The sequence below is a fragment of the Pseudomonas sp. Ant30-3 genome (assembly GCF_000690905.1).
Taxonomy (GTDB): Bacteria; Pseudomonadota; Gammaproteobacteria; order Pseudomonadales; family Pseudomonadaceae; genus Aquipseudomonas.
Map to the genome: position 1 here is coordinate 1 of NZ_JMCL01000098.1, position 16,381 is coordinate 16,381.

General features: G+C 60.0%; 11 protein-coding genes. 6 read left to right on the top strand and 5 right to left on the bottom strand.

The window, feature by feature from the left end; all coding sequences use genetic code 11:
• Positions 1-279: 279 nt before the first annotated feature.
• Both pvdN and pvdM read right to left on the bottom strand, forming a co-directional pair.
• Complete coding sequence (gene pvdN, locus DU29_RS0122425; RefSeq protein WP_028623720.1) at positions 280-1,560, bottom strand: pyoverdine-tailoring periplasmic protein PvdN; 1,281 nt, start codon at positions 1,558-1,560, stop codon at positions 280-282.
• Positions 1,561-1,587: 27 nt separating this feature from the next.
• A complete protein-coding gene (gene pvdM / locus DU29_RS0122430) occupies positions 1,588-2,937 on the bottom strand; it encodes a pyoverdine-tailoring dipeptidase-like protein PvdM (RefSeq protein ID WP_028623721.1) in 1,350 nt (449 codons plus the stop codon).
• A gap of 250 nt (positions 2,938-3,187) precedes the next feature.
• Here pvdM and pvdP point away from each other — a divergent pair, with 250 nt between their 5' ends.
• Positions 3,188-4,816 carry a pyoverdine maturation tyrosinase PvdP gene (gene pvdP, locus DU29_RS0122435; RefSeq protein WP_028623722.1) on the top strand — a complete coding sequence of 543 codons (1,629 nt, stop codon included), beginning with the start codon at positions 3,188-3,190 and terminating at the stop codon, positions 4,814-4,816.
• A gap of 187 nt (positions 4,817-5,003) precedes the next feature.
• On the opposite strand, the gene DU29_RS0122440 is transcribed toward pvdP, so the two are convergent.
• The 3 genes from DU29_RS0122440 to DU29_RS0122450 are packed head-to-tail and all read right to left on the bottom strand — an operon-like array spanning position 5,004 to position 9,552.
• Positions 5,004-6,398 carry an efflux transporter outer membrane subunit gene (locus DU29_RS0122440; protein WP_028623723.1) on the bottom strand — a complete coding sequence of 465 codons (1,395 nt, stop codon included), beginning with the start codon at positions 6,396-6,398 and terminating at the stop codon, positions 5,004-5,006.
• A gap of 7 nt (positions 6,399-6,405) precedes the next feature.
• Positions 6,406-8,379, bottom strand: coding sequence for a MacB family efflux pump subunit (locus DU29_RS0122445; protein WP_028623724.1), 1,974 nt, complete (start codon positions 8,377-8,379; stop codon positions 6,406-6,408).
• Complete coding sequence (locus DU29_RS0122450; protein WP_028623725.1) at positions 8,380-9,552, bottom strand: efflux RND transporter periplasmic adaptor subunit; 1,173 nt, start codon at positions 9,550-9,552, stop codon at positions 8,380-8,382.
• A gap of 347 nt (positions 9,553-9,899) precedes the next feature.
• Between DU29_RS0122450 and DU29_RS0122455 the strand changes: the two genes are divergently transcribed.
• The 5 genes from DU29_RS0122455 to DU29_RS0122475 all read left to right on the top strand — a co-directional run bounded on the left by DU29_RS0122455 (position 9,900) and on the right by DU29_RS0122475 (position 16,376).
• Positions 9,900-10,382 (top strand): sigma-70 family RNA polymerase sigma factor, encoded by a 483-nt coding sequence (locus DU29_RS0122455; RefSeq protein WP_028623726.1) that lies wholly within the window; start codon positions 9,900-9,902, stop codon positions 10,380-10,382.
• Between the two features lie 147 nt (positions 10,383-10,529).
• Positions 10,530-11,867 carry a lysine N(6)-hydroxylase/L-ornithine N(5)-oxygenase family protein gene (locus DU29_RS0122460; RefSeq protein WP_028623727.1) on the top strand — a complete coding sequence of 446 codons (1,338 nt, stop codon included), beginning with the start codon at positions 10,530-10,532 and terminating at the stop codon, positions 11,865-11,867.
• Positions 11,868-12,047: 180 nt separating this feature from the next.
• Complete coding sequence (locus tag DU29_RS0122465; RefSeq protein WP_028623728.1) at positions 12,048-12,461, top strand: response regulator; 414 nt, start codon at positions 12,048-12,050, stop codon at positions 12,459-12,461.
• A gap of 69 nt (positions 12,462-12,530) precedes the next feature.
• Positions 12,531-13,154 (top strand): response regulator transcription factor, encoded by a 624-nt coding sequence (locus DU29_RS0122470; RefSeq protein WP_033050795.1) that lies wholly within the window; start codon positions 12,531-12,533, stop codon positions 13,152-13,154.
• A gap of 3 nt (positions 13,155-13,157) precedes the next feature.
• A complete protein-coding gene (locus DU29_RS0122475; RefSeq protein ID WP_033050799.1) occupies positions 13,158-16,376 on the top strand; it encodes a transporter substrate-binding domain-containing protein in 3,219 nt (1,072 codons plus the stop codon).
• Positions 16,377-16,381 lie beyond the last annotated feature (5 nt).

Here is a 16,381-nt window from a genome sequence, read left to right on the forward strand (position 1 = left end):
TCTGTGGCGAGGGGGTTTACCCCCGTTGGGTGGCGCAGCCGGCCCAGCATTTCTTCAGATACATTGTGCCAGCAGGTCTTGCGACTGCTTCGCAGCCGAACGGGGGTAAACCCCCTCGCCACAAAAGCCCCTTTGCCAGAGAAGTCCTCAAGCCACAAAAGCCCCTTTGCCAGAGAAGTCCTCAAGCCACAAAAGCCCCTTTGCCACAGAAGCCCTCAAGCCACAAAAGCTCCTTTGCTGCAGAAGCTCTCAAACTACAAAAACTTCCGTGCCGCAAGGTCAGGCGATCTGGCTCAGCACGGCAATGAACCGGTCGATTGTGTTTTCTGTATTGAGCAACCCGGGCGCTATGCGGATCACCGGGCCGACGTCGCGGTCCACCGAGTCGCAGATCACGCGGTTTTGCATCAACTGAGCGACGATTTTTTCGCAGTCGTGGTCTTTGATCCGGAAGAAAGTGAAACCGGCGGACAGGTCCGGGCTCTTTGGCGTGACCAGTTCGACCCGAGGGTCTTCCAGCAGGCGGTTTTTCGCATAAGTATTAAGTGCGTGGATGCGCGCCTGCACCTCGGCCTTGCCCAGTTCCAGGTGCAGCTTGAACGCTTCGTCCAAGGCCCAGCGGTGCTCGAAACTGTGATAACCGCCGGGGGTCATGATGGTCGAGAACGTGGTCGCTTCGGAGAAGGTCGGAATCGTCGGCGTAACGTCCTTGAGCTCGGCGGAACGGGCGCAGATGATGCCGGTGCCACGCGGGCCGAACATCCATTTGTGAGTACCTGCGATGAAGAAATCGCAATGCATGTCGGGGAAGTCGAGGTCTTCGACACCAAAACCGTGCACGCCATCGACCACATAGAGGATGCGGTCCTTTTCCTCGCGATGGCGATTGTGCTCCTCAACCAGCTTGCCGATCTCTCCGATCGGCAGTTTCACGCCGCTGCCGGACTGCACCCAAGTCATGCCCAGTACACGGGTTTCGGCGCGGATACCTTGGGCAATCGAACCCACCACCTCATCGGCCGACACGTTGTGGCTGTTCTCGAACAGCTTGAGCTTGCGCACCTTGACCCCGTCCTTTTGCTGGCGATAGCCCAAGGCGTAGTTGGTTGCGTAGTGTTCGTGCTCGCTGGTGAGGATTTCCTGATCCGGGCGCACATGAATACCGCCGTAGATCAGCGACAGGCCTTCGGTGGTGCTGCCGGTCAGGGCAATTTGTTCGGGCCTGGCCTTGAGGTAACGACCGGCCCAGACGCGAACCGCTTGCTCGCGTTTTTCGCTTTCGCCCAGGTCCCAGTCCATCGCCAGGCCCGGGTTGCGATCGAGGTTGGCGCGGTGGCGTTCAATGGCCTCACGCACCGGCCGGGGGTGGGACGTGAGCAGAAAGTTGGCAAAGTGAAGGTAGTCCGGGTCCTGGTCGAACAACAGGCGCAATTGCGCCCATTTGTCTTGGGGCAGCGGCTGTGAATTGGCAGCCAGCGCCGGCAAGTTCACGGCAGAACTCAGGGGCAGGCCAGCCGCTAGAATACCGGCCTGCTTGAGGAAAGATCGACGATTGGTCATGAGTCGGTTCGCTTCTGCAAAGAGCAATCAGTTTTTCGCCAGCGGTCTGGACGACGCCTGCACCTGGTCCCAGACCCGCAGGAAGTTACCGCCCCAGAGCTTGGCGATATCGGACTCGCTGTAGCCACGGCTGATCAGCTCGGCGGTCACGTTGCGTGCTTCGCTGACATCCTTCCAGCCATTCAGACCGCCGCCGTCATTGAAGTCGGAGCTGATGCCGACGTGGTCGATACCGATTTTCTTCACCGCGTAGTCGATCGCGTCACCGTAGTCCTTGAGCGTGGCTTTCGGCTCTTCGTCGACAATCGCGTAAAGCTGGCTGGCGTATTCGCCGAAGCGCTGTTCAGACCAGACGGTGATGATCGGATCACCCGGCATCAACGCCATCTCCAGACCCTGCAGCGGTTGCAGGTCGAAGCGCGCGCGCAGGGCGTTGAGTTTGTCTCGCGTGGTTTGGCTCAGCGGCTTGATGTACGTCGGGAAACCGACAATCTGCACCACGCCGCCGCTGTTTTTGATCAGTCGCATTTCCTGATCACTGAGGTTGCGCGGAATGTCCACCAGCGCACGCGGTGCTGAATGCGAGGCGACCATCGGCGTGCGGCTCAGCCGGGCAACTTGTTCCAGCGCCTTGGTCGACATCTGCGACACATCGATGATCACGCCCAGATCGTTCAAACGTCGCACCGCTTGTTTGCCAATCTCCGACAGCCCACCCAGGGCGTCGCGCGAATCATTGAAGAACGGCAGCGGTCGTGAAGAATCCGCCCAGGCATTGTTGCCCACGTAACTGAAGCCGAACATGCGCATGCCGCGAGCGGCCCATTTGTCCAGAGCATTGATATCGTCGCCCAGCGGATAGGCATTGAGCATGCTGATGAAAATCGCGAATTTGCCTTCGCCGTGCAGGCGGCGGAAATCGTCCGGGGTGTAGGCGATGGCGACCTGATTGGGGAAGTCACGAACCATGGTGCTGATGATTTTGTAGCGGGTTTCCTGCTCGAAACGGGCTTCGTCGACGAAACCGGCAGTGGGGCGGTGCGGGGCGTTGGCGCCATTCCAGATTTCCGGCCAGCCAAAGATCGTCAGGGCCGCGCCGGACAGCCGACCGCGCCCGGTCTTGACCAGGTCAAATTGCCCGCTGCCGTCCTTGTCGGCTTCATTGCCGGCCGTGCCAAAATCCATCGGCACGGTGATGTGGCTGTCGAAAGAGAGCATGCGCTCTTGCAGCTCATCCGCCTGTTTCATCACGGCGACCGGGTAGCCGGGGTTAGCGTTGAACCAATTGTCCCAGGCCGCAAAGCCTGCCCCGCCAACGATGGCCAGCGCCAAGGGCAGGGCAATGTAGAAAGCCTTTTTCGAACGGGGTTTTGTCATTGCCATCTCAGTCAGGTTCGCGCCCCGCTGCGGGCGCAGGGGCCTTTGCTATCTGGGAGGAACGATTGGCCCGTTTGAAAATTTAGTGGGCTGATGACGCCATCGCGAGCAGGCTCGCTCCCACAGGGGATCTTCGGTGTTCACCCACTCCTTGTGGGAGCGAGCCTGCTCGCGATGCTTTTAAATTTTCACAGGCAACAAACGTTCTAGCTTGGACAAAGCCTGCTCCATGGCTGACACAGGTAGGGCGATGAGGATTTCTCGACGATGGTTCATGGCAGGCCTGGCGCTGACCGGCGCCGCCGTGCCTGCGGCATTTTATGGGCATCGCGAATGGACGAAACCGGATCCGGCGATCACCCCCGGCGAAGCTTCATTCGATGTGGCGGGTATCGCCGGCCAGCAGTTGGCGAACGCATTACGCGGTGTCTGGCAGATTCGTTTCGAAGGACGTGACGCCGGTATTGAAGGCCTGCCTCGGGACGGGCTGGAAGTGTTTCTCGATGTCGGCCATAAAGGCCGCGGCCTGGTCGGGTTTCTCGACACCGCTCAGCGCTTGCGTTCGGATGAAGAGCCACGCTATCGGGTGCTGGGCGATCTGGCGCAAGCCGATCCGTCTGAATTGAGCTGGCGGTTGGTCAATGCCAGTACCGCAAATGGCTCACCGGATTACGAATTCAGCATGACCCTGGACGAAGTCTGGGCCGGGTTCGGCAATGCCGGCAGCGGCACGCTCAGTGGTCGGGTGTTGAACCTCGATCGCCCACTGATAATGACTGCGCAGGACAACCGCTTCATTGCGGTCAAACGGGTTTTTCCCGAAGCTCGCGAGCGGACCGGTCTCAACGCGCCACTGCTGGCCTGGCTGGTGTCCGCCGAACATCGGCTGTTTCACCAGCTCTGGCATGCCTCGCGCGACAAATGGCACAGCCTCTCCGAAGACAAGCGCAACGCCTTGCGAGGCATTGGCTGGCAGCCAGGCCCAAGAGACAAGGAACGTGATGCCAGGGGGGCGCGCAAGGATCGCAATGGCTCGGGCGTAGACTTTTTCTTCATGCACCGGCACATGCTGGGCACGGCGCGTTCGATGCAGGATTTACCGTCATGGCAGCACTTTCCGTTACCACAGCCGGAACTGGCCCGGGATCGCATCGGTTTCGCCAACTACTGCGATAACCACGACGGCACCGCGCTGCCACCGACCTGGCTGGCCGACGACGATGCCGAGTACTCGCAATGGGTTAGCGACATCAAGACTGCCGAGACTTACCACAGCAATTTTCAGGTGTGGGAATCGCGCTACCGTGACCCGCGTTACCTGGCCAAGTTGACCTTGGGGCAGTTCGGTTCGGAGGTCGAGCTGGGGTTGCATGACTGGCTGCACATGCGCTGGGCGTCGGTGCCACGGGACCCGTCCAACGGCCAGCCGGTGCCGTTTGCCCGCGACACCGCAGACTTTTCCGCGCGCTGGTTCGCGGCGGAAAACGACTTCCTTGGCGACCCGTTTTCATCCCATGTAAACCCGGTGTTCTGGCATTTTCACGGCTGGATCGACGACCGTCTCGAGGACTGGTTCCGCGCCCATGAGCGTTTTCATCCGGGCGAGGTCAGTCGGCTCGAAGTCAATGGCGTGGCCTGGTTTGCGCCGGGACGCTGGGTCGAGATCGCAGACCCTTGGCTGGGGCCAGACACGCACGGTTGCAGTACCACGCCGGGGTTGCAGGCCGACAAGTCGGTTGAGATGGACCCGGAAACCATGAAACTGGCGTTGCGCATCACCTTTGGTGAAGACGAGAAGAAACTGACCGATTTGTTCAGGAAAGTGCCGCAACGACCTTGGTATGCGCGTCATCTGAAGAGCAAGCCGATTACCAGTTAAACCGGTCAACCGAGTTAGCGTTCTTCGCGAGCAACCCGCTCCCACAATCGACCGGGTCGTCTGGATAAACGCGGTCAACTGTAGGAGCGAGCAAGCCCGCTCCCACAGTCGACCGGGTTGTTTAGATAAACGCAGTCAACTGTGGGAGCGAGCCTGCTCGCGATAGCGAATTCGCAGGCGCTGATAATCACAACACCTGCCACCCGCCGCCCAACGCCTTGTACAGCGCAATGCTCGCCTGCAGCCTGGACAACCGCAGCCGCACATTCAAATCTTGCGCGGCATACAGCGTGCGCTGGGTTTCCAGTACGGTCAGCAAATCTTCGGCACCCGCCTGGTAACGGCTTTGCGCAAGTGTGAATGCGGTTTGCGCCTGGGTGAGCTCTTCGCTTTGCCATTGGCGCTGTTCATCCAGCCCGCGGATGCTGTTGAGGGCTTTTTCCACGTCGGCAAAGCCGTTGATAATCGCCCCGCGATACGTCTCCAGCAGTTCTTCCTGGCGGGCCTTCGACTTATCGCGCTCGGCGCTCAAGCGACCGTTGTTGAAAATCGGCGCAAGCAAACCGGCAGTGAGGTTATAGAAAGGGCTGCGCAAAATGTCCGCCGCCCGATCTGCCCCCGAGCCGAGTTCTGCGCTCAAGGTCACCTTCGGCAGCATCGCAGCACGGGCGACGGCAACGTCGGCTTGTGCGGCGGACAGTTGCGCCTCCGCCCGGGCGATGTCCGGACGCCGAGTGAGCAGTTCGCTGGGCACGCCAGTTGCGATGGTCGGCCATGACAGTTGATCAAAACGCTCTTGACCCACCGCCAGTTGCTGAACCGGCCGGCCGAGGAGGGCAGCCAGACTGATCAAGGCGTCCTGCGCCTGCTGCTGCACCGTCGGCAATTGCCGTTGTTGCGCCGCCACCAGGCTCTTTTGCTGCGCCAACTCCAGCGCCGTTGCAGAGCCTGAGTCAAAGCGCGTCTGCACCAGTTTCAATACGTTCTGCGCATTAGCCAGGTTTAGCTCGGCGATGCGACTTTGTTCACGCAGCGACAACGTCTGCGCATAGGTATCAGCTACTCCGCTGAGCAGCGTCAATTCCACTGTCGCCTGATCGAATTCGCTGGCCTGCAAAGCGAATCGCGCACTGTCACGGGACGCCCGTTGACCGCCCCAAAAGTCAATCTCGTAACTGGCGCTGAGGCTGGCGTTGAAGTAATCAACGGCCTTGTTGTCACTGTCGGCATCGAGCTGGCTGTAACCGTTGCCACGCAGCAGTTTTTGCCGGTTGGCGTTGAGGGCGGCATTGACTTCGGGCAACCGCGAGCCGCCGGCGATTACGGTGTCGGCCCGCCCTTGACGCACCCGCGCCACTGCAGCGGCGAGGTCATGACTGCCAACCTGCGCTTGCTCGATCAGGCTTTCAAGTTCGCTGCTGTTGAATTGCCGCCACCACTGCAGGTTACTGCGAGTGGCGCTCTGCGTATGCGGCGACTGCCAGGCGGTGGGCGGGACGATGCCGCTGTCCGGGCGCTGGGCGGGCGTGCTGCACCCGCCGACCAGCAGGCAAAGACTCAACAGACTCAGGCGCGGTTTCATCAATCGATCATTCACTGGTAAGGGCCGTGACCGGGTCGAGCCGGGCAGCTTTGCGAGCCGGCATGAAGCCGAAGACAACACCGGTGATCAAGGCACAGCCGAACGCCCCGACTACCGCTATCAAAGAAAACGCGACCGCCACTTCACTCAGAATCAGCACGCCGCCGACGATCAATGCCAAGGCAATGCCGGCGAGCCCGCCGACCACGGATAGCATCAGCGCCTCGGTGAGGAACTGGCGCAGGATGTCACGCTGACGGGCGCCGGTGGCCATGCGGATACCGATCTCGCGAGTGCGTTCGCGCACGGTCATGAGCATGATGTTCATCACGCCGATGCCGCCTACCAACAGCGAGATCGCGGCGATCGAACCGAGCATCAGCGACAGCGTATTTTGCGTGCGCGCTTCGGCCTGGATCATCGCAGCGTTGTTGGTCAGTTCGAAATCCTTCTTGCCGTTGTGCAGCCGCAGCATCAGCTGCTCGATGGCGGCTTCCGTCTCTTTGACCTTGCGTGCATCAGCGGCCGCGATGGCCACGTATTCCGGGTCGTGGGTGCCGAACAAGCGAACGCTGGCGGCGGAATACGGAATGGCGATGCGGTCGTCGCTGTCACTGTCGCCGGAGCTGGCGCCTTTTTCCGCCAGCACTCCGACCACCTGGAACGGCACGTTTTCGATCAGGATGTACTGGCCGATCGGATTGGCCACGTCCTTGAGCAGTTTGGTCCGCACTTTGTGACCGATTACCGCTACAGCGGCGGCGTTGCGTTCATCGTCCTGGGTGAAATAACTGCCTTCGACCACCGGCCAATTGAAGATCGCCGGGAAGTTTGTGTCATTACCGCCAACGTAGCTGAGATGGTCGAGATTGCCGAAACGCACCCCGGCTTCCTGGCCGTTGACCGGCATGATGCGCGTCACCTGCGGCAGGCTGCCCACGGCCGCGACGTCATCGAGGGTGATGATTCCCAGTGGCGTTCGCGGGTTCGGGGCCGAGCCGCTGAGGTAAATGATGTTGGAACCGAAGGCGCCCATTTGCGCCATGACCTGACGCTTGCTGCCTTCACCCACGGCCAGCATCACCACCACCGACGCGACGCCGATGATGATGCCGAGCAACGTCAGCGCCGTGCGAAACCTGTTGATCCACATCACCCGCCAGGCGGCGTGCACGGCGTCCACCAATTCGCCTTTCCACGCGCCCGTGGCTTCGGCGCCTTCGGTCAGGCGCTTGCGCAGGTCGACCGCTTGCAGCGCGCCGGGGTTGGCACTGGTTTGTACGTCCGGATTGTGGTGCGCGCTGTCGCTGATGATCAGCCCGTCACGGATTTCGATGATGCGTTTGGCCCGCGCCGCCACTTCACGGTCGTGGGTGATGAGGATCACCACGTGGCCCTGGCTCGCCAGCTCGTCCAGCAGTGTCATGACCTCGGCGCCGCTGTGGCTGTCGAGGGCGCCAGTGGGTTCGTCGGCAAGGATGATGTGCCCGCCGTTCATCAAGGCGCGGGCGATGGAGACGCGTTGCTGTTGCCCGCCAGAGAGTTGATGCGGACGGTTGCCGGTGCGCGAGCCCAGGCCGAGGCGGTCGAGCAGGGCGGCGGCGCGGGCGTGGCGCTCGGCGGCGGGCAGACCCGCGTAGATCGCCGGCATCTCGACATTTTCCTGGGCCGAGCCGGACGGGATCAGGTGGTAGCCCTGGAACACAAAACCAAAGGCTTCGCGGCGCAGCCATGCCAGTTGATCGCTGTCGAGTGCGGCAACGTTTTCCCCGGCAAAACGGTATTCACCCGAGGTCGGGCGATCGAGGCAGCCGAGGATGTTCATCAGCGTCGACTTGCCGGAACCGGAGGCGCCGACAATCGCGACGAACTCACCGGCATGAATCGCCAGGTCGATGCCGCGTAATACGTGAACGTGCGGGACGTCGCCGCCGCCGTAGGATTTGCGAATGTCCTGCAGGTCGATCAGAGGCGTCTGCATTCAGCCACCACTCCCGTCGGCCGGACCGATCAACAGGTGATCGCCTTCCTGCAAGCCGTCGAGGATCTGCACCCGCAGTCGATCGCTGATGCCGGTGCGCACATCGCGTTGCTCGACGCGGCCGTTTTCGGCGATGACCCGGGCGGTCTGGATATGTGGTTGCGCACCGTTTTGAAGAGCGGCGACGGGGGCGGTGAGTACGTCTTTCGCCTGGTTGGAAACGAAGAACACCTGAGTGGTCATTTCCGCCATCAAAGCGTTGTCGGCGTTGTCGACATCGAGCAACACGGTATACAGAACCACACGCGCACTTCCGCTTTTGCTTGAGCTCGCCGGGCTTCCGCCGCCCTGGCTGGTCTGGTCCAACGGTTCCGGCGGCACCGGCAGAATCTGCCGCACGCTGCTGCTCCAGCGCCGTTTGCCGCCGCTGAGCGTGGTGAACCACGCCGTCATGCCCGGCTTGACGTGACCAATATCGGCTTCCGAGACCTCGGCCCAGACGGTCATCGGCGACAATTTGGCAATGCGCAGAATCAGCGGTGTTTGCTGTTGCGCGTTCAAGGTCTGGCCTTCTCGCGCATCAAGTGCAACCACGGTGCCGGACATCGGTGCATAAATGCGCGTATAGCCGAGTTCGGCCTGATCACTGCGCAGGCTGGCTTGCGCCTGGCGGATCTGCGCCTGGAACATGTCGATACGTGCCTGGGTGGCGCGCAGCTCCGCCTGGGCGGTTTGCACGTCCTCTTCGCGCGTCGCACCGCCAGCCTTGAGGTGCTGCTGACGCTGGAACTTCTGCCGCGCCAGTTCGTGTTGTGCCCGTTGTTCCTCGAGTTGCGCTTTGAGGTTCTCGATCGAGAACCGTCCGGCGTCGAGTTTGGCCTGTTGCGTGGACGGATCGATCTCTACCAGCAATTGGCCTTCCGTGATGACGTCGCCCACTTCCACATGGATCTTCTGAATCTGCCCGGATGCCTGTGCGCCTACGTCCACGTAGCGTCGAGGTTGCAGGGTACCGAGGGCCGTGACGCTGCTTTCGATGTCGCCGCGGCTGACGGCAACCGTGGCGAATTTGTCTCGGCCGGGCGGGATGACTTGCCAGGCTGCAATGGCGATGACGGGGATCAGACAAAGTGCTGCAAGCAGGGCGCGTCGGGTCTGTCGGGGACGTTTCATGCATGGTTCCGGCCAATTAAAATCGGCCCGTCGTTCAATGTGCTGAATGCTGCCGCGAAGGCAGGGACGGGAAGCTGTCCTTTAAACGAGGAAAGCACCGGGGAATTTAACCTCCGACACATGGCGAAACACCGTAGTCAATGCCGAACGCCTGCAAACCTCTGTTTCGGTCAGTGTCACCCTGGAGTTCAACAGGTCGAAGCCTGCATCCGCGCTGTTATTTACAGCGCGGAACACGCAGTGCTTTAAATCTATATGAGAATTACTATAAATTACGTGCTTGTGCTGCCATCATCGTGCCGCCATTCATTCCAGGGTGCAGATCCGGCCCAAAGGACCCCGCAGTCATGTTGGAAAACTACTACCGCGAGCTGGTGTGTTTCCTCAACGCCAAGCTAGGCAACCGGCAGGTCGCTGAAGATGTGGTGCATGACGCTTATCTGCGAATTCTGGAGCGCTCCAGTGAAACGCCGATCGAGCAGCCGCGGGCTTTCCTTTATCGCACCGCGCTCAATCTGGTGATCGACGACCATCGGCGCAATGCCTTGCGGCAAGTTGAATCGCTGGAAGTGCTCGACAGCGAAGAGCGCTATTTCACCCCCTCGCCGCATCACAGTCTCGATCACGGCCAGCGCCTTGAGATGCTTCAGCGTGCCCTGAGCGAACTGCCTCGTCTGTGCCGGGAAAGTTTTTTGCTGCGCAAGATCGATGGCCTGTCGCATCTGGAAATTGCCGAACATCTGGGCATTTCCCGCACGCTGGTGGAAAAGCACATCGTCAATGCCATGAAACATTGTCGTGTGCGCATGCAGCAGTGGGACGCGCATTGATCAGGTCTGCTTCCGGAAAGTAGTGTTAAATTTTATTTCATTGTCCTCGTTCCTATTCAACAGACGACTTGGAAGGCGGCGCAGCGCTGCTCAGGTCACTTAGGCATACGCCCCACTGTTGTGGGGTTCATCCAGAGGACACTGGAAATGACACAGGCAATTGCATCGCCCATCGTTCACGACCTGGTCGGCGTCGGTTTCGGCCCTTCTAACCTGGCGCTGGCCATCGCTCTGCAAGAACGCGGGCCGAGTCAGGGCGAACTGGATGTGCTGTTTCTCGACAAGCAGGCGGACTATCGCTGGCATGGCAACACGCTGGTCACTCAGAGCGAATTGCAGATTTCCTTTCTCAAAGACCTGGTGACCCTGCGCAATCCGACCAGCCCTTACTCGTTCGTCAACTACCTCAAGCATCACGGTCGTCTGGTCGACTTCATCAACCTGGGCACCTTCTATCCGTGTCGCATGGAGTACAACGACTACCTGCGCTGGGTCGCCGGGCAATTTGCCGGGCAGAGTCGCTATGGCGAAGAAGTGCTGACTATCGAGCCAGTGCTGCACAACCAGCAGGTCGAAGCGTTGCGCGTGATTTCCCGTGATACACAAGGCCAGCAACATGTGCGCACCACCCGTTCAGTGGTGGTCAGCGCCGGTGGCACGCCACGCATTCCCGAAGCGTTCAAGGCGCTGAAAGATGACGGTCGGGTGTTCCACCATTCGCAGTACCTGGCGCAAATGGCCAAACAGCCCTGCGTCAACAATCAGCCGATGAGCGTTGCGATCATCGGCGGCGGGCAGAGCGCTGCGGAAGCTTTCATTGATTTGAATGACAGCTTCCCGTCGGTGCAGGTCGACATGATCCTGCGTGGCTCGGCGCTGAAGCCAGCGGATGACAGCCCGTTCGTCAACGAAGTGTTCTCGCCGGAATTCACCGACCTGGTGTTCCAGCAGCACAGCAGCGAGCGCGAGCGACTGGTCAACGAGTACCACAACACCAACTATTCGGTGGTGGACATTGACCTGATCGAACGCATCTACGGGATCTTCTATCGGCAGAAAGTTTCGGGCATTGCTCGCCATGCCTTCCGCACCCTGACCACCATCGAAAAAGCCACGGCCACCGCGCGCGGCATCGAACTGGCGGTGCGCAACAACGCCACCGCTGAAGTGACGGTTCGCCATTACGACGCTGTCGTCCTGGCCACCGGTTACGAACGGCAAATGCACCGTCAGCTATTGGCGCCGCTGGAAGAATATCTGGGCGCCTTCGACGTCGACCGCCATTACAAACTGATCACTGACGAGCGCTGCAGGGCGGGCATCTACATGCAGGGTTTCTGTCAGGCGAGCCACGGGTTGAGCGACACCTTGCTGTCGATCCTGCCGATTCGCGCTGATGAAATTGCCGGCTCGCTGTATGAGCATGGCAAGTCCCGCCCGCACAGTCGTTCGGTAACGGACGTGTTGCTCGCAGCGGCCAGCTAAGTCCGTAAAGCATCGTTCCCACGCACGTGGGAACGATCATCTGCCAGCAAATTCTCTTAATGCCTTCCTACGAGATGTAGTAGAACAAGTGTCGTGAAATTTAGGAATAGTCCTACATAAAGCCCGCAAACACTTCCGTAGCCTTGGCGCCCTCACGATCCGATGACTTCCGGGGGCCGCTTGCAGACTAAAACGTTCCGTATCCTGATCGCCGATGAACAGCACTTTCATCGAATGCGCATCGAGCGATTGTTCAATCAGTTGGGTTACTACCGCATTGCTCCAGTGCGCGGGCTCGACGAACTTCTCACCCTGGTGGAGTACGCCAGCGAGCCTTTTGACCTGGTGCTGGTCAATGGCTCCATGACCCCCGCGTCCATGGACCTGCCCGGTTTTTTCCTGCATAACGCTCAGGTTCGTCATGCCTTTATCTATGACGGCGAGCGCGAGCATTTGTCGTCGATCCCTGCAGGCGCGCAGGACAAAGTCGTGACAACCCGCTTGGCGTTACCGGATCTGCGCACCATCGAAACACTCATGTCCGCGCTCGATCCATCCCTACCGTTTATCGGCACTGTCATTTCTGTCAGGTAGTCGCTTTTAAATTTCCATGCAAGAGTCACCGCACAGCGCTGCGTTCTGCTTGGCCTGACAGGAGTTTTCATGGAAGCGCTGGTCGTAGACGATCATCCGGTGGTGCGTGCCGCCGTCGCTATGCTGCTGAGGAAGGCAGGTTTTCTGCACATCCACGAAGCGAGTACCGGTAGCGAAGTGCTGCCGAAAATTCGCGAACACAAACCTGATCTGGTGGTGCTCGATCTGGTCATGCCCGGTCTTGATGGCCTGGACGTGCTGGCCCGGATAAGAGCGAGCGGGATGAAGTGCCGTGTGCTGGTATTCACCTCCCAGGAACCGCTGCATTACCAGGACCGCTGCATGCGCGCCGGGGCGGAAGCGTACGTATCCAAAACCAATAATTTAGATCATTTGCAAAAGGCAATGGGGGCGGTCATGGCCGGCTATAGCTACTTCGTCAAGTTGCCCTCGAGTTCGGTAGCGCTGAACGCGCTGCAGAGAACCGAAGCACAAATGATCGAAAGACTCTCGGACCGTGAGCTGACTATTTTTCAGTGCCTCTCTCAAGGCATGAGCAACAAGGACATCGGCAAACGCCTGAACCTCAGCCACAAGACCATCAGCACCTACAAAGTCCGCTTGATCGAAAAACTCCACGTGAAATCCGGCGTATTCCTGAGGGATATCGCCAAGCGCAATCACGTAATCTGAATGATGACTTCAGTGAAGTATCTCTTGGCACTTGTATTCACCGGCCTGCTGTGGGCACCGAGCGTCTGCGCCGAAATACGCACCCTGACGCTGCTGGGTCGTTCCAACGTCGACGGGCATGACGTCAGGTTTACGGAAGCGGACACGCGCTGGCTGCGGGAAAAGGGCCGGTTGGTGCTGGCAATCTCGGCGCCGGACTACCCACCTTTCGATATCACCACAACGGGCACAGACTATGAAGGCCTGACGGCGGATTATGCCGATTTGCTCAGGCAGATATTGCAGGTCGAGGTCATCGTTCATCGCTATGCCAGCCGTGATGACGCGGTGCGAGCGATCAAGCTGGGCACCGCGGACCTGCTCGGTACGGCCAATCGGTACGAGGTCGAGGACCCTCAGTTGTGCATGTCCACGGTCTACGCCGAAGATCAACCCGTGCTGGTGACGCGGACCGATATGCCGCAGGCCCTGCAACCTGACCTCGCGGAGCAACGGTTGGCCATGCTGTATCACTACTTGCCGGCAAAGCAGGTTCAGGCTTTTTATCCCGAGGCGATCGTCAAGCTCTTTCCCTCGACGCTGGAAGCGGTGGGGGCGGTGGCTTTCGCTCAAACAGAAGTGTATCTGGGCGATGCAATCAGCACCCATTATCTGATCAGCAAGAACTACCTGAATAACGTACAACTAGCCGATTTTTCACACATTGAACCGGGCGGTTTCGCCTTCGCGATGAGGGACGGCAACCGCCAGCTGCAGCGAATCGTCAACAAGGCACTGGCATCGGTGCCGACCAACGAGCGCTTGAATATCCTGCGTCGCTGGGGGGCAAGCGGGGCTTCCATTGCGGCAACGAAGACGATGAAGTTCAGCATCGCCGAGCAAAGATGGCTGGACCGGCACGCACGCTTGCGCGTGGCCATTAACCCTAACCTCATGCCGATCTCGTTCTTCGACAGCGAAGGCAAGCTGCTCGGTATCGCCGCCGATGTTCTGGCGAAGATCAGCCTGCGCACCGGGCTGCACTTTGATATACGGCCAACAAAATCAGTGGCCGAAATGCTCGACTGGATCAGCACCGGCCAAGTCGATCTGGTAGCGGGCATCAGCCCCAGCATTGAGCGTGAAACCCAGTTGCGTTTCACCCGGCCATTTCTTACCAGCCCCAGCGTGCTGGTCACGCGCATCGGCCCTCATAATCCGGCGACGCTCGACGACATGGCTGGCAAAACGCTCGCCATCACCCAGGGCAACAGTGTCGGCGAATTCATTCGTCAGCACTTCCCGGCGATCAGACTGGTCGACGCGCCACTGACCGGGGACGTCATGGCAATGGTTGCCTCGGGCGAGGCGGATGGCGGCATCAACTCATTGATCGGCGCACGCTATATGATTTCCCGGCTATACCGGGACAAGCTGCAGGTCACCAGCACTGTCGGGACCGATCCGGCCCGCGCCACGCTGGCCACCAGTCGCGAAGCTGTCGAGCTGCACGCGATTCTAGACAAGGCGCTGCTGAGCATCGCCCCGGAAGAAATCGATGCGCTCACGCTGTTTTGGCGCAACGATCAGATGGTGGAGCAGAGTTTCTGGCTGCGGCATCGCGAGGATATTTTTCAGGCGTTCGCCGCTGCCGGCACGTTGTTGTTGCTGGCGCTGGTGTGGATCGCATGGCAGCGCCGGCAGATTCGTCTGCGCCAGCAGTTGCTCAGCCAGCTGCAGGACGCCAAGGACGCGGCCGACGACGCCAACCGGGCTAAAACCACGTTTCTGGCGACCATGAGCCATGAAATCCGTACGCCAATGAATGCCTTGCTGGGGATGCTCGAATTGGCCTTGAAACGCGCCGACGAGGGGCTTGTTGACCGTCCGGCGATCGAGGTGGCCGCCAATGCCGGCCAACAACTTCTGGGGTTGATCGGCGATATTCTGGATATCGCGCGGATCGAATCCGGGCACCTGTCGCTGGCTCCGGAGCGAGCCAATCTGCGCTCACTGACCGAATCGGTATGCCGGGTGTTCGAAGGTCTGGCGCGTCAGAAGGAACTCGACTGGCGTGTCGAGCTGGACGAGCGCAGCGACCAGGCAGTGCTGGTCGATCCCACGCGATTCAAGCAGGTGCTTTCCAATCTGCTGAGCAACGCCATCAAATTCACTCATTCAGGTGAAGTGAGCTTGACGCTGCATACCGAATCCACTGTGCCGGGGCATCTGCAGATTCGAGTGTGGATCGAAGATACCGGTATCGGCATCAGCACATTTGATCAGCAGCGTTTGTTCAGCTCGTTTGTGCAGGCCGGGAATAATCCTGACTCAGCCCGACACGGCTCCGGTCTGGGGCTGGTGATCAGCCGCACGCTGTGCGAAATGATGGGTGGCACGTTGCAGCTCGACAGCGTTCTGGGGCAAGGCACGCGCATCGAACTCAGCCTGGATCTGCCCACCCTGCAAGCACTGCCGCCGAGCGAGCGGGTTGCATCGCCCGAAGTGCCATCGCGACGGTTGACGATCCTGGTGGTTGATGATTACCCGGCCAATCGGCTGTTGCTGTCGCGGCAACTGAGTTATCTGGGGCACAGCGTGATGGACGCCGACGATGGCCAGCAAGGGTTGGAAAAGTGGCGCGAATATGAATTCGACGTGGTCATTACTGACTGCAACATGCCCGTGCTCAGCGGTTATGAGTTGGCGGGCACAATTCGAGATGAAGAACGCGCGCAGGGCCTGCCGCCCACACCGATTCTGGGCTTCACTGCCAATGCCCGGCCCGAGGAAAAGACCCGCTGCCTGGAGGCTGGCATGGACGATTGCCTGTTCAAGCCGATTCGCCTGGCGGACCTCAGTGCCTGGTTGGCCGATCACTTCGCAAGTGAAGCAAGCGTGGACGCGTTGGCTTTTGCCGAAATCGATCTGAGCGGGCTGGAGCGCTACGTCGGTGAGGATCGTGAGCTGATCAATCAGTTGTTGAGCGACCTGGCCGTGACTAACCGCAGTGACCGACAAGCACTGCTCATGGCGCATGCCAGCGGCAATCAACCGCAGTTGCGCGCCTTGGCTCACCGCATCAAGGGTGGTGCGTTGATGGTCCGGGCGGCGGGCCTGATCCACTGTTGCGAAGCACTGGAACAGGCCTGCGGCGAGCGTGAGACCGCGTCGATTGATGCCGCCGTCGATCAGTTGCAGCAGGCCATGACTCGTCTGGATCAGCGCCTCGCAAGTATCTGAGCCAC